The sequence below is a fragment of the Mesorhizobium sp. NPDC059025 genome (assembly GCF_042739655.1).
GTDB lineage: Bacteria > Pseudomonadota > Alphaproteobacteria > Rhizobiales > Rhizobiaceae > Mesorhizobium.
Genome location: NZ_JBHYIM010000004.1, coordinates 1 through 13,934 on the forward strand (window position 1 = coordinate 1; position 13,934 = coordinate 13,934).

Genomic DNA, 13,934 nt, shown 5'->3' on the forward strand with positions numbered 1-13,934 from the left:
GATCGATGTCGTTTCAGAATCGTTCGAGTGGTGGCACGCTCGTCATCTTGAGACTGCCTCTCGCCTTGACCCAGAATGGCGCGGAAGGCGAAGGACCGAGCCGGCTGGCGGCTCCACATCCTGAGATCCACCACCTGACAGCCCCCATCAAACCGGAATAGCCGAAACCGGATGGAGCCTCGCATGCTCAGATATCCTGGGGAGATGCGCCGCAACCATGTTTCGGCCAAGCGAAAAACAGAAAAGGCCGCCAAACGGCAGCCTTTTTCTAACAGCTTGGTTTTCCGGAGGAAAACTGGAGCGGGTGAGGCGATTCGAACGCCCGACCCCAACCTTGGCAAGGTTGTGCTCTACCCCTGAGCTACACCCGCTCACACGGCCTTGGGCCGCAAGCCGGGCCTATATGGCCGAAGACCGCGCCGAATGCAACAGGGAAAAATGCGCTTTTTGCATCGTTGGCAAAACTGACCAAAACGCCTTGGCTTGCAGGCTCCCTCTGCTCTATGGATCAGGAGGATACGCGTTCAAGTGGCGCATGGATGGCCACGTCGAATCCCTGTGCGGCAATTGAGTGGAGCATCATGGCCAAGACAGAAGACGAGCTTTTCGCTTTCCTGGCCGGTTTGGGCATCGAAGTTTCGACACGCCGGCATGCACCGCTGTTCACCGTCGCCGATTCGCAGGCGCTGCGCGGCGAAATCGCCGGCGGGCACACCAAGAACCTGTTCCTCAAGGACAAGAAGGACAATTTCTTCCTGGTGACCGTCGACGAGGAAGCGGAGGTCGACCTGAAGCAGATCCACCATCTGATCGGCGCGGCCAGCCGGGTTTCGTTCGGCAAGCCCGAGAAGCTGCTGGAATTGCTAGGCGTCGTTCCCGGCGCCGTCACCGTCTTCGGACTGATCAACGACAGCGAAAAGCAGGTCAAGATCGTGCTGGACGCGCCGCTGATGGAAAACCCGGTCATCAACGCGCATCCGTTGACCAATGAAGCGACCACATCGATTACTTCGGGCGACCTGATCAGATTCATCGAGGCAACAGGCCACGAGCCTGTTATCTTGAAAGTCTCGGCGTGATCGCCACATTGGTGGCAAAACCAGCCCCTGCAGAACTGGGCCGCCGTTCTTGCCGGCGACCCGAAAGGACAAGATGATGAGTGACCAAAATCCGTTCAGCGGCATGGGCAACGCGTATACGACAACCGTGCAGTATGGCGGGCAGAACGGTGGAGCCGCGCCGGCAAATGGTGCAGCCGGCAACCTGATCAAGGACACGACCACGGCGACCTTTACTGCCGACGTTATCCAGGAGTCACGAAACCAGCCGGTGCTGGTGGATTTCTGGGCACCCTGGTGCGGGCCGTGCAAGCAGCTGACGCCATTGCTGGAAAAGGCGATCAACGCCGCCGGCGGCACGGTGAAACTCGTCAAGATGAACATCGACGACCATCCTTCGATTGCCGGACAACTCGGCATCCAGTCCATTCCGGCAGTCATCGCCTTCAAGAACGGACAGCCGGTTGACGGCTTCATGGGCGCCATTCCCGAAAGCCAGATCCGTGAATTCATCGAGCGGGTGGGCGGTAAAGGCGGCGGCCAGCCGCAGCTCGCCGAGGCCCTGGCTGCCGCAACCGAGGCTCGTGGCGCCGGCGATATCCAGACCGCTGCCGATATCTATCAGTCGATCCTGGAGCAGGCGCCCGACACGGTCGAAGCGATAGCCGGCCTTGCCGAGATCCTGTTCGATGCCGGCGATACAGCTGGTGCGGAAGCCGTGCTGGCCCAGGTTCCGGAAGGAAAGGCGGATGCACCGGCGATCAGCGCCGTGCGGGCGCGGATAGCGCTTGCCGCGCAGGCGTCCGAACTCGGCAACCCGGCGGAATTCGAAAAGCGTCTTGCCGAGAACCCGAAGGATCACCAGGCTCGCTTCGACCTGGCCATGATCCAGAACGCCAACGGCGAACGCGAAAAAGCCGCAGACAATCTGCTGGCGATCGTCAAGGCCGATCGCGCCTGGAATGACGACGGCGCTCGTGCGCAGCTTTTGCAGCTGTTCGAAGCCTGGGGCATGACCGACGAGGTCACCTTGTCGACGCGCCGCAAACTGTCCTCGCTGCTGTTTTCGTAAAGCACAGCGCGGACGAGCCCTCGCTGGGAGCCCGGCAAGCCTCGAGGGGCATCAGCCGGTTTTTCGCGAGGCATGTGACTGGACAGGAAAAGGAATGCGCGCGGGAAACACGCGGTATCGGCTCGAAACCGATTTACCTGCCTCGATCGCGGTTTTTCCGCTGGCGGGGGCGCTGCTTCTGCCCGGCGGGCGTTTGCCGCTGAATATTTTCGAACCGCGCTACCTGCAGATGGTGGACGATGTTCTTGGCGGCTCCAGGCTGATCGGCATGATCCAGCCAAGTCTCGATGGTGCACTGCGTGACGACGGCGAACCGGAACTGAGCGGCATCGGCTGCATCGGCAGGCTGACTTCCTACATGGAAACCGGCGACGGCCGTTATGTCGTTTCGCTTCAGGGAGTCTGCCGGTTCCGGGTCACGCAGGAACTCTCGGTGCGCACACCTTTCCGGCAATGCCGCGTGGCACCCTTCCTGGCAGACCTGGAGGAAGATCCGTCAGCATCGGCGGTTGATCGCACCGCCCTGCTCAAGGCCTTCAGGGCCTATCTGCAGGCCAACGATCTGGAAGCTGACTGGGAAAGCGTCAGCCGGGCCGACAACACCATGCTGGTCAATGCGCTGTCGATGATGGCGCCTTATGGCGCGGCCGAAAAGCAGGCACTTCTGGAGGCGCAGGACCTGAAGAACCGGGCCGAGACGCTGATCGCCATCACCGAAATGACGCTGGCGCGCGAGGGCGAGGATTCCGGGCCAGGTTTGCAGTAGAAACCCTGCAACAAGGCTGGAGATGCAAAGCATGGGTGAGCGGGAAGGCAAGAAGGTCGATGTCGACCCCAAGCTGCTGGAGCTGCTGGTGTGTCCGCTGACCAAGGGACCTCTGAGCTGGGACGCCGAACGCAGCGAACTGGTCTCGCGCGTTGCCAGGCTGGCCTATCCGGTGCGCGACGGGATTCCGATCATGCTGCCCTCCGAGGCACGGTCGATAGCGCCCGGTAAGGGTTGATCCCTGGAATTGTTGGCTACTTTGCAAGCATCTGCCAATCCGGGTTCTGGCCGGGTCAATGAAAGTTGCGGCCTTTCGGCATGACGCTCTGCGTCTCATCGGCAAGCGTGCGGAAATCCTGCTCCGATGGCTTCCGTTGCAGCTCGGGCATGCTGCCGTGACTTCGGCCAGCGGAACCGGTCAGAAGTTTCCTGCCGTCGGCCGATCTGGCGAGGTCTGGGTGCGTGTCTTCCAGCAAGGTCGACAGCCAGGGCGTCAGATCTTCGATCCTGTCTGCGACGATGTGAATGACATCCGACTCGCATTGTAACTTGCCGGTGACGCGGACGAAGCGTGCGCCCATGATGATCGGCCGAAAGCGCGCGAAAGTCGATTTCCAGAAGATCACATTGGCGACGGTCTTTTCATCCTCGAGGGTGAGGAAGATGGCATTGCCATTACCCGGGCGCTGGCGCACCAGCACAAGGCCGGCGACGGTGACGCGCCTGCCGTCCGGCACCGAGGAGAGCAGCGCATTCGGCGTAACACCGCTGCGGGTAAGCCGATCGCGCAGGAACGAGACCGGATGCGCCTTGAGCGACAGGCCGAGCGAACGATAATCGTGAATGACGTGTTCGCCCGACTGCATCATTGGCAGTTTCGTTGCCGGCTCTAGATCCGGAAGCCTTACGTCGGGCTGGTCGAAAAGAGGCAGTCGTTCCGCAGCCTTGCGACCATCCAGAGCGCGCACCGCCCACAGCGCGTCACGCCGGCTGATACCGAGCGAACGAAAGGCATCGGCCTCGGCGAGCTTTTCGATCTCGTCGGTGTCGAGGCCGGAGCGCAGCCAGACGTCGCGAACGGATTCGTAGCCGTCGCCGCGCTGTTTGATGAAGGTGTTCATCCTGTCTTCGGACAAGCCCTTGATCTGGCGAAACCCCAATCGCACGGCATGATCCGTTACGATGACGCCGCGCATTCCGGCATGACGGTTCACGATGCGATCGGCATCAAAGGATGCCTTTTCAAGCGTGCAATCCCAGACGGAGGTGTTGATGTCGACGTCGCGGACCTCGACGCCATGATCGCGGGCATCCCGCACCAGTTGGGCGGGTTGGTAGAAGCCCATCGGCTGCGAGTTGAGGATCGCGGCGCAGAACACGTCGGGATAGAAGGTCTTGAACCAGCAGGACGCATAGACGAGCAGAGCGAAGGAGGCGGCATGGCTTTCCGGGAAGCCGTATTCGCCAAAACCTTCAATCTGCTTGAAGCAGCGTTCGGCAAATTCCCTGGGGTAGCCGCGCTCGACCATGCCATTGATCATGCGGTCGCGGTAGTTGCCGATGGTCCCGGTGCGCTTGAATGTCGCCATGGCGCGACGCAACTGGTCGGCCTCTCCTGGTTTGAAGCCGCCGGCGACGATGGCGATCTTCATGGCCTGTTCCTGGAACAGGGGCACGCCCATGGTCTTCCCCAAAATGTCCTTCAATTCCGGTTTGGGGTATTCGGCAGCTTCCTTGCCCTGTCTGCGCCGCAGATAAGGATGCACCATGTTGCCCTGGATGGGACCGGGGCGGACGATCGCAACCTCGATGACGAGATCGTAGAAAGTGCGTGGCCGCAAGCGCGGCAACATCGACATCTGCGCGCGGGATTCGATCTGAAAAACGCCCAGGGTGTCGGCGCGACAGATCATATCGTAGACGCGCTGATCGCTCTCGGGGAGTGTCGCCAGGGTATAAGGCCGGCCGAACCCATCGCGTGCGGGATAATGATCTTCCAGCAGCGTAAAGGCGCGCTTCAGGCAAGACAGCATGCCGAGCGCCAGCACATCGACCTTTAGGATCTTCACCGCGTCGAGATCGTCCTTGTCCCATTCGACCATCTTGCGCTCGTCCATCGCCGTCTTGATGATGGGCACGATCTCGTCGAGCCGGTCCTTGGTGATGACGAAGCCGCCGACATGCTGGGTGAGATGGCGCGGAAAACCCATGATCTCATTGGCGAGATCGACCACGTGTCTGGTCAAGGGATCGCTCCGATCGAGACCGCCTGCCTGGGTTTCCCGTTCGCCGAGTTCGGATGAATACCAGCCCCAGATCGAGCTGGACAAAGCACTTCGAACATCTTCGGACAGACCCATGGCCTTAGCGACCTCACGCAGGGCCGAGCGGCCGCGATAGCTGGTGACGGCAGCGGCGAGTGCGGTGTGCTTTTCTTTGTACTTGTCATAGATGTAGGCGATGACTTCGTCTCGCCTCTCATGTTCGAAGTCGACGTCGATATCCGGTGGCTCGTTTCGTTCCTCGGAGATGAAACGCTCGAAAAGCGTGTCGATTCGCTCAGGTCCCACTTCGGTAATGCCGACGCAGAAGCAGACGATCGAATTGGCGGCCGAACCGCGTCCCTGACACAGAATTCCCTTCTCGCGCGCGAAACGCATGATGTCGTGCACCGTCAGGAAATAGCGCGCATAGTTCAGGCGCTCGATAAGTGCCAGTTCCTCAAGGATGCGCTTGCGCACACCAGCCGGTACGCCGGCCGGGTAGCGGTTGGCTGCGCCTTCCCAAGCCAGCCTGGCCAATTCTTCCTGTGGCCCGAGACCCGACAGGGTCGGTTCGTCGGGGTAGTTGTATTCGAGTTCGCTCAGCGAAAACCGCAGCGTCTCGCTGAAGCGCCGCGTCTGTTCCAGCGCGTCCGGATACCTGCGGAAAAGCCGCGCCATCTCGGCAACCGGTTTCATGTGGCGTTCGGCATTCGCCGCCAGTTCGAAACCGGCTTCGGCGACGGAGACATTGAGGCGGATCGCTGTGACCACATCCTGGAGCGGCCGGCGCGCGGGCGTGTGGTAGAGCACGTCATTGGTCGCCATCAGGGGCAGGCCGGCCGCGGCGGCCAGGGCTGCTGCCTGTTCCAGCCTGAAGCGGTCGTTGCCTTGATAATCGGGAGCCGCCGCCAACCATAGATTGCCGTCGAAGCGATCTTTCAATTGGCGCAGCAAGGCCAGCTGCGTTTCGCCTTTGCCCAGGAGATCAGGCAGGACGGCGAGCGACAGGCGGTCGCCCCATTCCAGCAGGTCGCCCCGCTCAAGCAGCGTCGCGCCCTTTTCCGTCTCGGGACGCAGATTGGCCTGAGTGAGCATGCGGCACAGATGCCCCCATCCTTCGCGATCCTGCGGATAGGCCAGGATGTCGGGAGTGCCGTCGCCGAAAACCAGTCGGCAGCCGGGATGATAGGCTATGCCTTCGACCTTCGACTGCTGCCAGGCGCGTACGACACCTGCGACCGTATTGCGGTCAGCAAGGCCGACCGCCGAAAAACCATAAAGTTTCGCGGTGACGACCAGTTCCTCGGGGCGCGAGGCGCCACGCAGGAATGAAAAATTCGACTGCACGCCGAATTCGACATAGGCCGGTGCGCGCTGAACAATCATGTTCATGCAAACACCCCGTGCATGAACCAGCGCGGCGGCGGCTTCGAAGCATCATAGAAGCCCTGGCGGTAGAGCCAATAACGGCGGCCGTCGGTGTCCTCGATGCGGAAATAGTCACGCGTTGGTTCGTCTTTGCGCCACCATTCAGCGGCGAGACGTTCCGGCCCTTCGACCTTGGCGACGCGGTAGAGTGCCCGCCGCCAGCGGAATTGCCGCGGCGGACCGTCCGGAATTTCCGAGGCGGGGACTTCGACGGGTTCAGGCGCCTGAAACAGCCGGATCGGACGTTCCGGCTGGTAAGGCACGGCGGAAGGCAGTTCCCTGGGTCCGGCCGGCTTCTTCGGCGGCGAAATCCGCCGCGGTGCGTCCTGCCAATAAGGGATCACCGCAACGGCACGTTCCGGCAGGTGGCTTTCGACGGTGACCGGTTTCAGGATGGCCCCTTCGCCCAGGCGCGCACGGATACGGTCGGCGAACAGTGCCAGGTCTTCCCCACTGTCTTCGGTGGTATCGGCAAGGTCGGCCTGATGCATGTCGAAAGGAGCGGTCGCCAAGATGGCGAGGCGAACCAGATCGAAGCCGTAGCCGGCGTCGAAGTCCTCGGCGATCGCGGTCAGCTTTTCCTGGAACAATCTCAGGATCAACCGCGGCTCGCGCATCGACCGCGAGGTGCCGACGACAAGACGCGTAACCACGCCATCGACCCTGAAAAGCAGGAGCGCTACCGCGCGAGCGCCTTCACCCCGTCGCTCGAGATCGGTTTTCAATGCCGTTGCTAGCAGAAGCACCAGCCGTTCGATGTCATCGATCAAGGTGATGGGTTCGGCGAGGTGGCGTTCGACGGAAAGCGGAGCGATGGGCAGGCGTGGTGAGACGGCTTCGTCCTGCCGTCCGAGCGCCTGGTCGATGCGCAGGAGCAAGGCAACGCCGAAACGGCGCGCCAGCGGCGCGCGTGGTGCCGCCAGGACAGCGCCAACCGTACGCAGACCAACGCTTTCCAGGCTGCCGCGGACGGCGGGTTCAAGGCGCAGTGCCGCGAGTGGCAGCGGGATGAGAAGGGCCTCTTCCTGTCCTATTTCGATAATACAGCGGCCGCGAAACCTGGCGGCAGCCCAGGCTGCCCCCGCTGTTGAAGCGATGCCGGCACGAACATCGAAGCCTTGGTGGAAGAAGCGGGCCAGGATCTCGTCAAGCATGGCGTGCTCGCCGCCGAACAGATGTGTGCAGCCGGTGATGTCGAGGAACAGGCCATCGGCACCGTCGAGCGCGACCAGCGGCGTGTAGCGATCGCACCAGTCGGCCAGGCTTTCAAGCAGACGCAGGTCTGCCTGTGGGTCGGCCTCGACAACATCGATTGCCGGATGCATGGCGCGGGCATCGGCAATGCCCATGCCGGGTTTCAGCCGCAGTGCCTCGGCCCGTTCGTCAAGCGCGGCGATGCGCTGGGCGTTGCGGTCGCGATGGCTGATCACCAGCGGGCAATGGCTGGCGGGACGGGAACGCCAGGACCGGCCGTGCCGCTGCCGCAGGATCCGTTCCGCCGGAAGATAAGGGAACCACAGCGACAGGATTCTTTGCCCGGTTCTGGGTGTTCCATGGCCGCTGGTGGGTTGCGCCCGCGTGCGTTCGATCCAGGAATGTGCGTTCATCGGGGTTCCACTCCAATGTGAATTGTCCGGGCTGTGCGGCGCGGCTCTTGCCGATGGTGACAGCGATGCCAGGGCAGCCGATCGTGCCGTCCAGGGGGCCGGCCATGGTTTTGCGCAATGTGGCCGACGCCGGCGCGACAACGAGGCGGACGGGGGCAGCGGTCGGCTCGGCAAAGGCGGCCTGACGCAGCAGGAAGACCGGCCGTTCTGCGGCGAGCGCGCGGCGATGCAGCCGGCGCGTGGCGGTAAGGTCGAGCCGGTCAGGATTGCCGCGCAGCTCCAGCACGACAGCAGAGAGTGCGCTCAAGCCTGCCGCTTCTTCGGCAATCCACAAGGCGTCGGTGATCTTCGGCGCCTCGGCGTAAAGCAGGTTCTCTGGTGCGATGCCGAAATTGGCCTCAAGTCCGCGCGCGTACGGAAAACCTGCCTCGCGAAAGATCTCGGTGGTACCGACCCACAGGATGGGTGCCGGGATTTCCGTCGACTTCAGCAGCAGGCCGGCAAGCGCCAGCGCAAAGCCGGCGACGGTGCCGGCATCGCGGGTCTCGACACCATGGAATTCGGTCAAGGCAGCCTTGGGCAGTCCGCCATTCAAGGCAGCATCAAAGCGGTTCGCACCAGTGGCGAGCAAGCCATGGCTTTCGGCCACGCCGCTGCGGCGCACCAGCATACGGTCCGCGTCGAAGCCGACAGGCACCTCAAGGCGCTCCGGCAGCGTTCCTTCAATCTTCGCGATCTGGCGGCGCAAGGCAAAAACAGTGTCTCGCGCCACGGCGTTTATCGCCATGTCGGTCAGCGTCCAGTCAATTTGTTCCTGTTATGTTCTTATAGATTCCAGAGGGCGGAATGAGAGTCAAGCGGACTCATGGAGAATTTATTCCTCTCCTGTCACGGTGAAAACAGTACCCGGATGTGCGCCGCGCTTGTTTTCCGAAAGCCTGCAGCCTTTTGCAGCGCCGCCTGTCAGTCCGGGAGCATGCTTTATTTGCCGATTTTGCCGCAACAGCCTATATGCCGGGATCAAAGGATAAAGAATGGCCCGCATCTACAAGACCCGCACCTGGCACAACGAGCTTTCCCCCTCTCTCGAGGAGCTTGAGCTGCTGGCGCTGGAAGCCTACGCGCATCTGCCGGAGGAATTTCGCAAACTGACCGGCGAGATCGTCATCCAGGTGGCGGAGTTCCCGACAGACGAGATCATGGACGACCTGTCGCTGGAGACCCCCTTCGACCTGCTCGGCCTGTTCGAAGGCCGCGGTATCGCCGAACGCTGGAACCCCGCGACCGGCGAAGGGCCGAACCGCATCACGCTCTATCGCCGTGCCATTCTCGACTACTGGGCCGAGAACGAGGAAACGATGGGCGACATCGTTACCCATGTACTGATCCACGAGATCGGCCACCATTTCGGCCTCTCCGACGATGACATGGAGCGCATCGAGGCGTCGGCGGAATGACAAAGGGCGACGAGATGACTCCGCTTCAGCTGCATGAAAAGCTCAAACAGGCCTGGAGCCTGGAAACGTCAAGCAACTGGACACCGGATAATCCGGCAAAAGGTCAGTGCAGCGTCACCGCCATCGCCGTCCACGATATCCTCGGCGGCGATATCCTCAAGACCCGCACAACGGGTGGTACGCACTTCTATAATCGGGTCCATGGCGTCAAATGGGACCTCACCATCAGCCAATTCGATCGACCGATACCATTCGAAGACCTGCCTTCGGATCGCGCCGAGGCGATGGCCGACACCTCGCCCGCCCAATACGAAATCTTGAGAAAAAAGCTCGGCCTGTAGCGCACAATTCCAGGAAAAGTTGTTAGGGCTTTCCGTCTGGAATTGCGAACAAACGCTCCAGAGACCTACCAGTCGCTCAGCTTGGTTTCGCCGGCAACGTACTCCTGGCCATCGACATCCTTCACCACGGCCTGGCCGCAGCGCATCACCTTTTCCTTCTTGTCATAGGCATAGGTCGGCGAACCGTAGAGGTGCCAGCCCTTGTTCAGCGCGGCTGTCACCTTGTGGCAGAAGGTGGCGTCGTCGACGGCGGTGAGGAAGCGGTAAAGGCGCATGGTCCTGTCCTTGCAGCGGCTATCCGATCATGCGCCGATGCTGGCGACTTTCGCCAGCAATTTTTCGGCCTGGACCAAGTGGAGACGCTCAACCATCCTGCCTTCCAGTGCGATTACACCTTTGTTGGTGTTCTCCGGCTTCGCAAAGGCCGCGACAATGGCCCTGGCTTCCGCAACGGCCTGCTCCGAGGGGGAGAAAGCCGCATTGGCCGCTTCGATCTGCGCCGGGTGGATCAGCGTCTTGCCGTCGAAGCCCATGCCGGCGGCATCGGCGCATTCGCGGGCAAATCCGTCCAGGTTGCGGAAATCGTTGAAGACGCCGTCGAGAAGGGCGATGCCGCCGGCACGCGCGGCCAGCACCATCTGCATCAGCCATGGCGCCAGATAGCGTCGGTCCGGCGTGGCCAGAATGCCGGTTTCCTTGATCAGGTCATTGGTGCCGGCAACCAGGCAGGCGAGCCGCGACGCGGGATCACGGCCGAGTTCGGCAATGGCTGCGATGTTGATCAGCGCCCTGGGGGTCTCGACCATCGCCCAAAGCTTCACCTCGTCGGGCGCATCAGCCTCATCGAGAGCGTCGCCCGCTTCCAGGATGTCGCGTGGCGTGTTGATCTTGGGCAGCAGGATGGCGTCCGGCTGGCAGGCAAGGGCCGCGGCCAGGTCCTCGGGCCCGCCCTCACCACCAAAGCGGTTGATGCGCACCACCATCTCGCAGCGCCGCTGCGGGCGATTGGCGAAGATCGTGCCGAGCCGGTCACGCGCCGAAACCTTTTCGCCGGAGGCTACGGCGTCTTCCAGGTCGATGATGACGGCGTCGCAGGCAAGGGCCGGGAGCTTGGCCAGCGCGCGCTCGTTCGCGGCGGGAATGTAGAGAACGGAACGGCGCGGACGATAGGGATTTTCAACCATCTGGTCTTCTTGCCCGCCAAAGCTGGCCCTTGCAAGGGCTTGCGGGAGGGTGGCTGAACCTGCTTAACCTCCAGAACTGCAATCCGGAACAGACTTCATGGCGCAATACGACATCGTGATCATCGGCGGAGCCATTGTTGGCGCTTCGGTTGCCTATTATCTGCGCGAGGAAGGCTTCACCGGCTCCATCGCGCTGGTCGAGCGCGATCCGCAGTTCGCGCATGCCGCAACGACGCTGTCCTGCGCCTCCATCCGTCAGCAGTTCTCGATCCCGGAAAACATCCGGCTGTCGCAGTTCACGCTGAAGCTGTTCCGGCGGCTGAAGGAAGAATTCGGTGAAGACGCCGATATCGGTTTCCGCGAGGGCGGCTATCTGATCCTGGCCGGCGAGAACGGCTTGCCGATCCTGAGGGCCAACCACGACGTGCAGGTCGCCGAAGGCGCCGATATCGTGCTGGAGGACGCCGAGGCGCTGACCCGCCGTTTCGCATGGCTGTCGGCGGAAGGCATCACCGCCGGTGCCTATGGCCGCTCCGGCGAGGGCTGGTTCGACGCGCATGCCTATCTGCAGCTGTTCCGCAAGGCTTTGCGCGGCAAGTCGGTCGACCTGATCACCGCTTCCGTCACCGCCATCGCCCGTGACGGCGACAAGGTCCGGTCGGTGACGCTCGACAATGGCGAGACGCTGCAGGCCGGCATCGTCGTCAACGCCGCTGGTCCCAATGCCGGCAAGGTTTCGGCGATGGCCGGGATCGAACTGCCGGTCGAGCCGCGCAAGCGCTCGGTGTTCGTGTTCGAGGCGCGCGAGCGCTACGAAGACCTGCCGCTGCTGGTCGATCCGAGCGGCATCTATGTGCGCCCGGAAGGCTCGGTCTATATCACCGGTGGCGCCGAGCCCGAGGAAGGCGAGCTTGCCGCCGACCCGACCGACTTCGAGCCGGATTGGCCGCTGTTCGAGGAAACGATCTGGCCGGTGCTGGCCACCCGCATTCCAGCCTTCGAGGCGATCAAGATGACCCGCGCCTGGGCTGGCCACTATGACTACAACACACTCGACCAGAATGCGGTGATCGGTCCGCATCCCGAGGTGAAGAACTTCATCTTCGCCAACGGCTTCTCCGGTCATGGCCTGCAGCAGGCGCCGGCGGTCGGCAAGGCGCTGGCCGAACTGATCCTGCATGGCGGTTATCGCACGATCGACTGCTCGGCTTTCGGCTATGCCCGCGTGGCGGAAGGCCGGCCGTTCCGCGAGCTCAACGTGATCTGACCGCCACAGCCGGGTTGAACTTCGCCGCCGGCCTTTGGCCGCGATTGACTCTTTGCGCAATCGGCGTAAAAGCCGGCACCGAACAGGAACGTCTTCATGCGCGGCCTTATCATGGCTCTCTTCGCATTCGACTTCCCCGGCCATGGCAACATGGTTGCGGGAGGCCGGCAGCGTGCGCTCCTGTCCTCGACCAAAACTATGGCCAAAAAAACCACCGTCACCACGGTCTGATCTCCCTTGGCCTTCTCGCCCTCTCCCCGGGTCTGGCCCGAGGGAGGCGAGACCCGCAGTGGCCGGCGGGTTTCTCCAAGCAAAGCGAGCGGAGAGCGACAGGAGAATTTTTCGATGGGTTTCAAGGTTGCGGTAGTCGGCGCCACGGGCAATGTGGGCCGCGAAATGCTGAACATTCTGGAAGAGCGCGGCTTCCCGGTGAGCGAGGTGGTCGCACTCGCCTCGCGGCGCAGCCAGGGCACCGAAGTGTCCTTCGGCGACAAGACGCTGAAGGTGAAGGCGCTGGAAGGCTACGACTTCTCCGACACCGACATCGCCGTCATGTCGGCCGGCGGCAACGTTTCCAAGGAATGGTCGCCCAAGATCGGCAAGCAGGGCTGCGTCGTCATCGATAATTCGTCGGCGTTCCGCTACGATCCGGAAGTGCCGCTGATCGTCCCGGAAGTGAACCCGGACGCGATCGAGGGTTTCTCCAAGAAGAACATCATCGCCAATCCGAACTGCTCGACGGCGCAGCTGGTGGTGGCGCTGAAGCCGCTGCATGACGCGGCGACGATCAAGCGCATCGTCGTGGCGACCTACCAGTCGGTGTCGGGCGCCGGCAAGGAAGGCATGGACGAGCTGTTCACGCAGACCCGCGCCGTCTTCGTGGCGGATCCGGTCGAGGCCAAGAAGTTCACCAAGCGCATCGCCTTCAACGTCATTCCGCATATCGACGTGTTCATGGAAGACGGCTCCACCAAGGAAGAGTGGAAGATGGTGGCCGAGACCAAGAAGATGCTCGACCCCAAGATCAAGCTGACGGCCACCTGCGTGCGCGTGCCGGTGTTCATCGGCCATTCCGAAGCGGTCAATGTCGAGTTCGAGAAGCCGATCACGGCCGACGAGGCGCGCGACATCCTGCGCGAGGCACCTGGTTGCCTGGTCATCGACAAGCGCGAGGACGGCGGCTACATCACGCCGATCGAATCCGCAGGCGAGGACGCCACCTACATCTCGCGCATCCGCGAGGATTCGACGCTCGATAACGCCCTCAACATGTGGATCGTCTCCGACAATCTGCGCAAGGGTGCCGCTCTCAACGCCGTGCAGATCGCCGAACTGCTCGTCGAGCGCGGCCTGATCCAGCCGAAGAAGAAGGCGGCTTAGTTCGTCCTCACGATGTCGCCGCTTCGCGGCTCGCTCCGGACGGGGCGCGCCACGAGGCGCGACACACGGTCGTGCTTGCGGTCTTTGACCGTTGGGCTGCGATCGCGGGC

The 13,934-nt window shown here is 62.4% G+C and carries 14 protein-coding genes and 1 tRNA gene; 9 read left to right on the forward strand and 6 right to left on the reverse strand.

Translation table 11 applies throughout. The features are described 5' to 3' along the window. Positions 1 to 296: 296 nt before the first annotated feature. A tRNA-Gly gene (locus ACFWYE_RS11180) sits at positions 297 to 371 on the reverse strand. A 210-nt stretch (positions 372 to 581) separates the two neighbouring features. Here ACFWYE_RS11180 and ACFWYE_RS11185 point away from each other — a divergent pair. From ACFWYE_RS11185 to ACFWYE_RS11200, 4 genes are all read left to right on the forward strand, one after another. Next, positions 582 to 1,079: a prolyl-tRNA synthetase associated domain-containing protein gene (locus ACFWYE_RS11185; RefSeq protein WP_379065190.1), complete on the forward strand. Its 498-nt coding sequence runs from the start codon at positions 582 to 584 to the stop codon at positions 1,077 to 1,079. A 76-nt stretch (positions 1,080 to 1,155) separates the two neighbouring features. Then, a complete protein-coding gene (trxA, locus tag ACFWYE_RS11190; protein ID WP_379111434.1) occupies positions 1,156 to 2,130 on the forward strand; it encodes a thioredoxin in 975 nt (324 codons plus the stop codon). Between the two features lie 94 nt (positions 2,131 to 2,224). Continuing rightward, entirely contained in the window at positions 2,225 to 2,896 is a 672-nt protein-coding gene (locus tag ACFWYE_RS11195; protein ID WP_379065192.1) for an LON peptidase substrate-binding domain-containing protein, read from the forward strand. A gap of 31 nt (positions 2,897 to 2,927) precedes the next feature. Further along, a complete protein-coding gene (locus ACFWYE_RS11200; RefSeq protein WP_379111436.1) occupies positions 2,928 to 3,134 on the forward strand; it encodes a Trm112 family protein in 207 nt (68 codons plus the stop codon). Between the two features lie 55 nt (positions 3,135 to 3,189). Here the strand turns inward: ACFWYE_RS11200 and ACFWYE_RS11205 are convergent, their stop codons facing one another. Genes ACFWYE_RS11205 through ACFWYE_RS11215 form a run of 3 tightly spaced genes read right to left on the reverse strand, consistent with a single transcriptional unit; the run spans position 3,190 to position 8,982 of the window. Next, positions 3,190 to 6,546: an error-prone DNA polymerase gene (locus ACFWYE_RS11205; protein WP_379111953.1), complete on the reverse strand. Its 3,357-nt coding sequence runs from the start codon at positions 6,544 to 6,546 to the stop codon at positions 3,190 to 3,192. Positions 6,547 to 6,548: 2 nt separating this feature from the next. Then, entirely contained in the window at positions 6,549 to 8,018 is a 1,470-nt protein-coding gene (locus ACFWYE_RS11210; RefSeq protein ID WP_379111438.1) for a DUF6504 family protein, read from the reverse strand. Then, a complete protein-coding gene (locus ACFWYE_RS11215; RefSeq protein ID WP_379111440.1) occupies positions 7,972 to 8,982 on the reverse strand; it encodes an ImuA family protein in 1,011 nt (336 codons plus the stop codon). The genes ACFWYE_RS11210 and ACFWYE_RS11215 overlap by 47 nt, the downstream gene beginning before the upstream one ends. A gap of 247 nt (positions 8,983 to 9,229) precedes the next feature. On the opposite strand from ACFWYE_RS11215, the gene ACFWYE_RS11220 reads away from it, so the two are divergent. Both ACFWYE_RS11220 and ACFWYE_RS11225 read left to right on the forward strand, forming a co-directional pair. Continuing rightward, the gene (locus ACFWYE_RS11220) at positions 9,230 to 9,652 is read left to right on the forward strand and encodes a metallopeptidase family protein (protein ID WP_129412414.1); all 423 of its coding nucleotides are present in this window, start codon (positions 9,230 to 9,232) and stop codon (positions 9,650 to 9,652) included. After that, positions 9,649 to 9,993, forward strand: coding sequence for a hypothetical protein (locus ACFWYE_RS11225; RefSeq protein WP_379111441.1), 345 nt, complete (start codon positions 9,649 to 9,651; stop codon positions 9,991 to 9,993). The genes ACFWYE_RS11220 and ACFWYE_RS11225 overlap by 4 nt, the downstream gene beginning before the upstream one ends. A 65-nt stretch (positions 9,994 to 10,058) precedes the next feature. Here ACFWYE_RS11225 and ACFWYE_RS11230 read toward each other — a convergent pair whose 3' ends face one another. Both ACFWYE_RS11230 and ACFWYE_RS11235 read right to left on the reverse strand, forming a co-directional pair. Further along, positions 10,059 to 10,268 carry a DUF1737 domain-containing protein gene (locus ACFWYE_RS11230; RefSeq protein WP_101938928.1) on the reverse strand — a complete coding sequence of 70 codons (210 nt, stop codon included), beginning with the start codon at positions 10,266 to 10,268 and terminating at the stop codon, positions 10,059 to 10,061. A gap of 27 nt (positions 10,269 to 10,295) precedes the next feature. Next, positions 10,296 to 11,177, reverse strand: coding sequence for an HpcH/HpaI aldolase/citrate lyase family protein (locus tag ACFWYE_RS11235; protein WP_379111443.1), 882 nt, complete (start codon positions 11,175 to 11,177; stop codon positions 10,296 to 10,298). A gap of 97 nt (positions 11,178 to 11,274) precedes the next feature. Between ACFWYE_RS11235 and ACFWYE_RS11240 the strand changes: the two genes are divergently transcribed. The 3 genes from ACFWYE_RS11240 to ACFWYE_RS11250 all read left to right on the forward strand — a co-directional run bounded on the left by ACFWYE_RS11240 (position 11,275) and on the right by ACFWYE_RS11250 (position 13,824). Continuing rightward, the gene (locus tag ACFWYE_RS11240) at positions 11,275 to 12,444 is read left to right on the forward strand and encodes an NAD(P)/FAD-dependent oxidoreductase (protein WP_379111445.1); all 1,170 of its coding nucleotides are present in this window, start codon (positions 11,275 to 11,277) and stop codon (positions 12,442 to 12,444) included. 96 nt (positions 12,445 to 12,540) lie between these two features. Further along, the gene (locus ACFWYE_RS11245; RefSeq protein ID WP_260855432.1) at positions 12,541 to 12,675 is read left to right on the forward strand and encodes a hypothetical protein; all 135 of its coding nucleotides are present in this window, start codon (positions 12,541 to 12,543) and stop codon (positions 12,673 to 12,675) included. A gap of 114 nt (positions 12,676 to 12,789) precedes the next feature. Next, positions 12,790 to 13,824: an aspartate-semialdehyde dehydrogenase gene (locus ACFWYE_RS11250; protein WP_379065205.1), complete on the forward strand. Its 1,035-nt coding sequence runs from the start codon at positions 12,790 to 12,792 to the stop codon at positions 13,822 to 13,824. Positions 13,825 to 13,934: the final 110 nt, after the last annotated feature.

Coding starts and splice junctions, on each gene's coding strand:
- trxA (WP_379111434.1), top strand. CDS start 1,156: ATGAGTGACCAAAATCCGTTCAGCGGCATGGGCAACGCGTATACGACA.
- ACFWYE_RS11245 (WP_260855432.1), top strand. CDS start 12,541: ATGCGCGGCCTTATCATGGCTCTCTTCGCATTCGACTTCCCCGGCCAT.
- ACFWYE_RS11250 (WP_379065205.1), top strand. CDS start 12,790: ATGGGTTTCAAGGTTGCGGTAGTCGGCGCCACGGGCAATGTGGGCCGC.
- ACFWYE_RS11205 (WP_379111953.1), bottom strand. CDS start 6,546: ATGATTGTTCAGCGCGCACCGGCCTATGTCGAATTCGGCGTGCAGTCG.
- ACFWYE_RS11185 (WP_379065190.1), top strand. CDS start 582: ATGGCCAAGACAGAAGACGAGCTTTTCGCTTTCCTGGCCGGTTTGGGC.
- ACFWYE_RS11200 (WP_379111436.1), top strand. CDS start 2,928: ATGGGTGAGCGGGAAGGCAAGAAGGTCGATGTCGACCCCAAGCTGCTG.
- ACFWYE_RS11215 (WP_379111440.1), bottom strand. CDS start 8,982: ATGGCGATAAACGCCGTGGCGCGAGACACTGTTTTTGCCTTGCGCCGC.
- ACFWYE_RS11220 (WP_129412414.1), top strand. CDS start 9,230: ATGGCCCGCATCTACAAGACCCGCACCTGGCACAACGAGCTTTCCCCC.
- ACFWYE_RS11235 (WP_379111443.1), bottom strand. CDS start 11,177: ATGGTTGAAAATCCCTATCGTCCGCGCCGTTCCGTTCTCTACATTCCC.
- ACFWYE_RS11230 (WP_101938928.1), bottom strand. CDS start 10,268: ATGCGCCTTTACCGCTTCCTCACCGCCGTCGACGACGCCACCTTCTGC.
- ACFWYE_RS11240 (WP_379111445.1), top strand. CDS start 11,275: ATGGCGCAATACGACATCGTGATCATCGGCGGAGCCATTGTTGGCGCT.
- ACFWYE_RS11195 (WP_379065192.1), top strand. CDS start 2,225: ATGCGCGCGGGAAACACGCGGTATCGGCTCGAAACCGATTTACCTGCC.
- ACFWYE_RS11225 (WP_379111441.1), top strand. CDS start 9,649: ATGACAAAGGGCGACGAGATGACTCCGCTTCAGCTGCATGAAAAGCTC.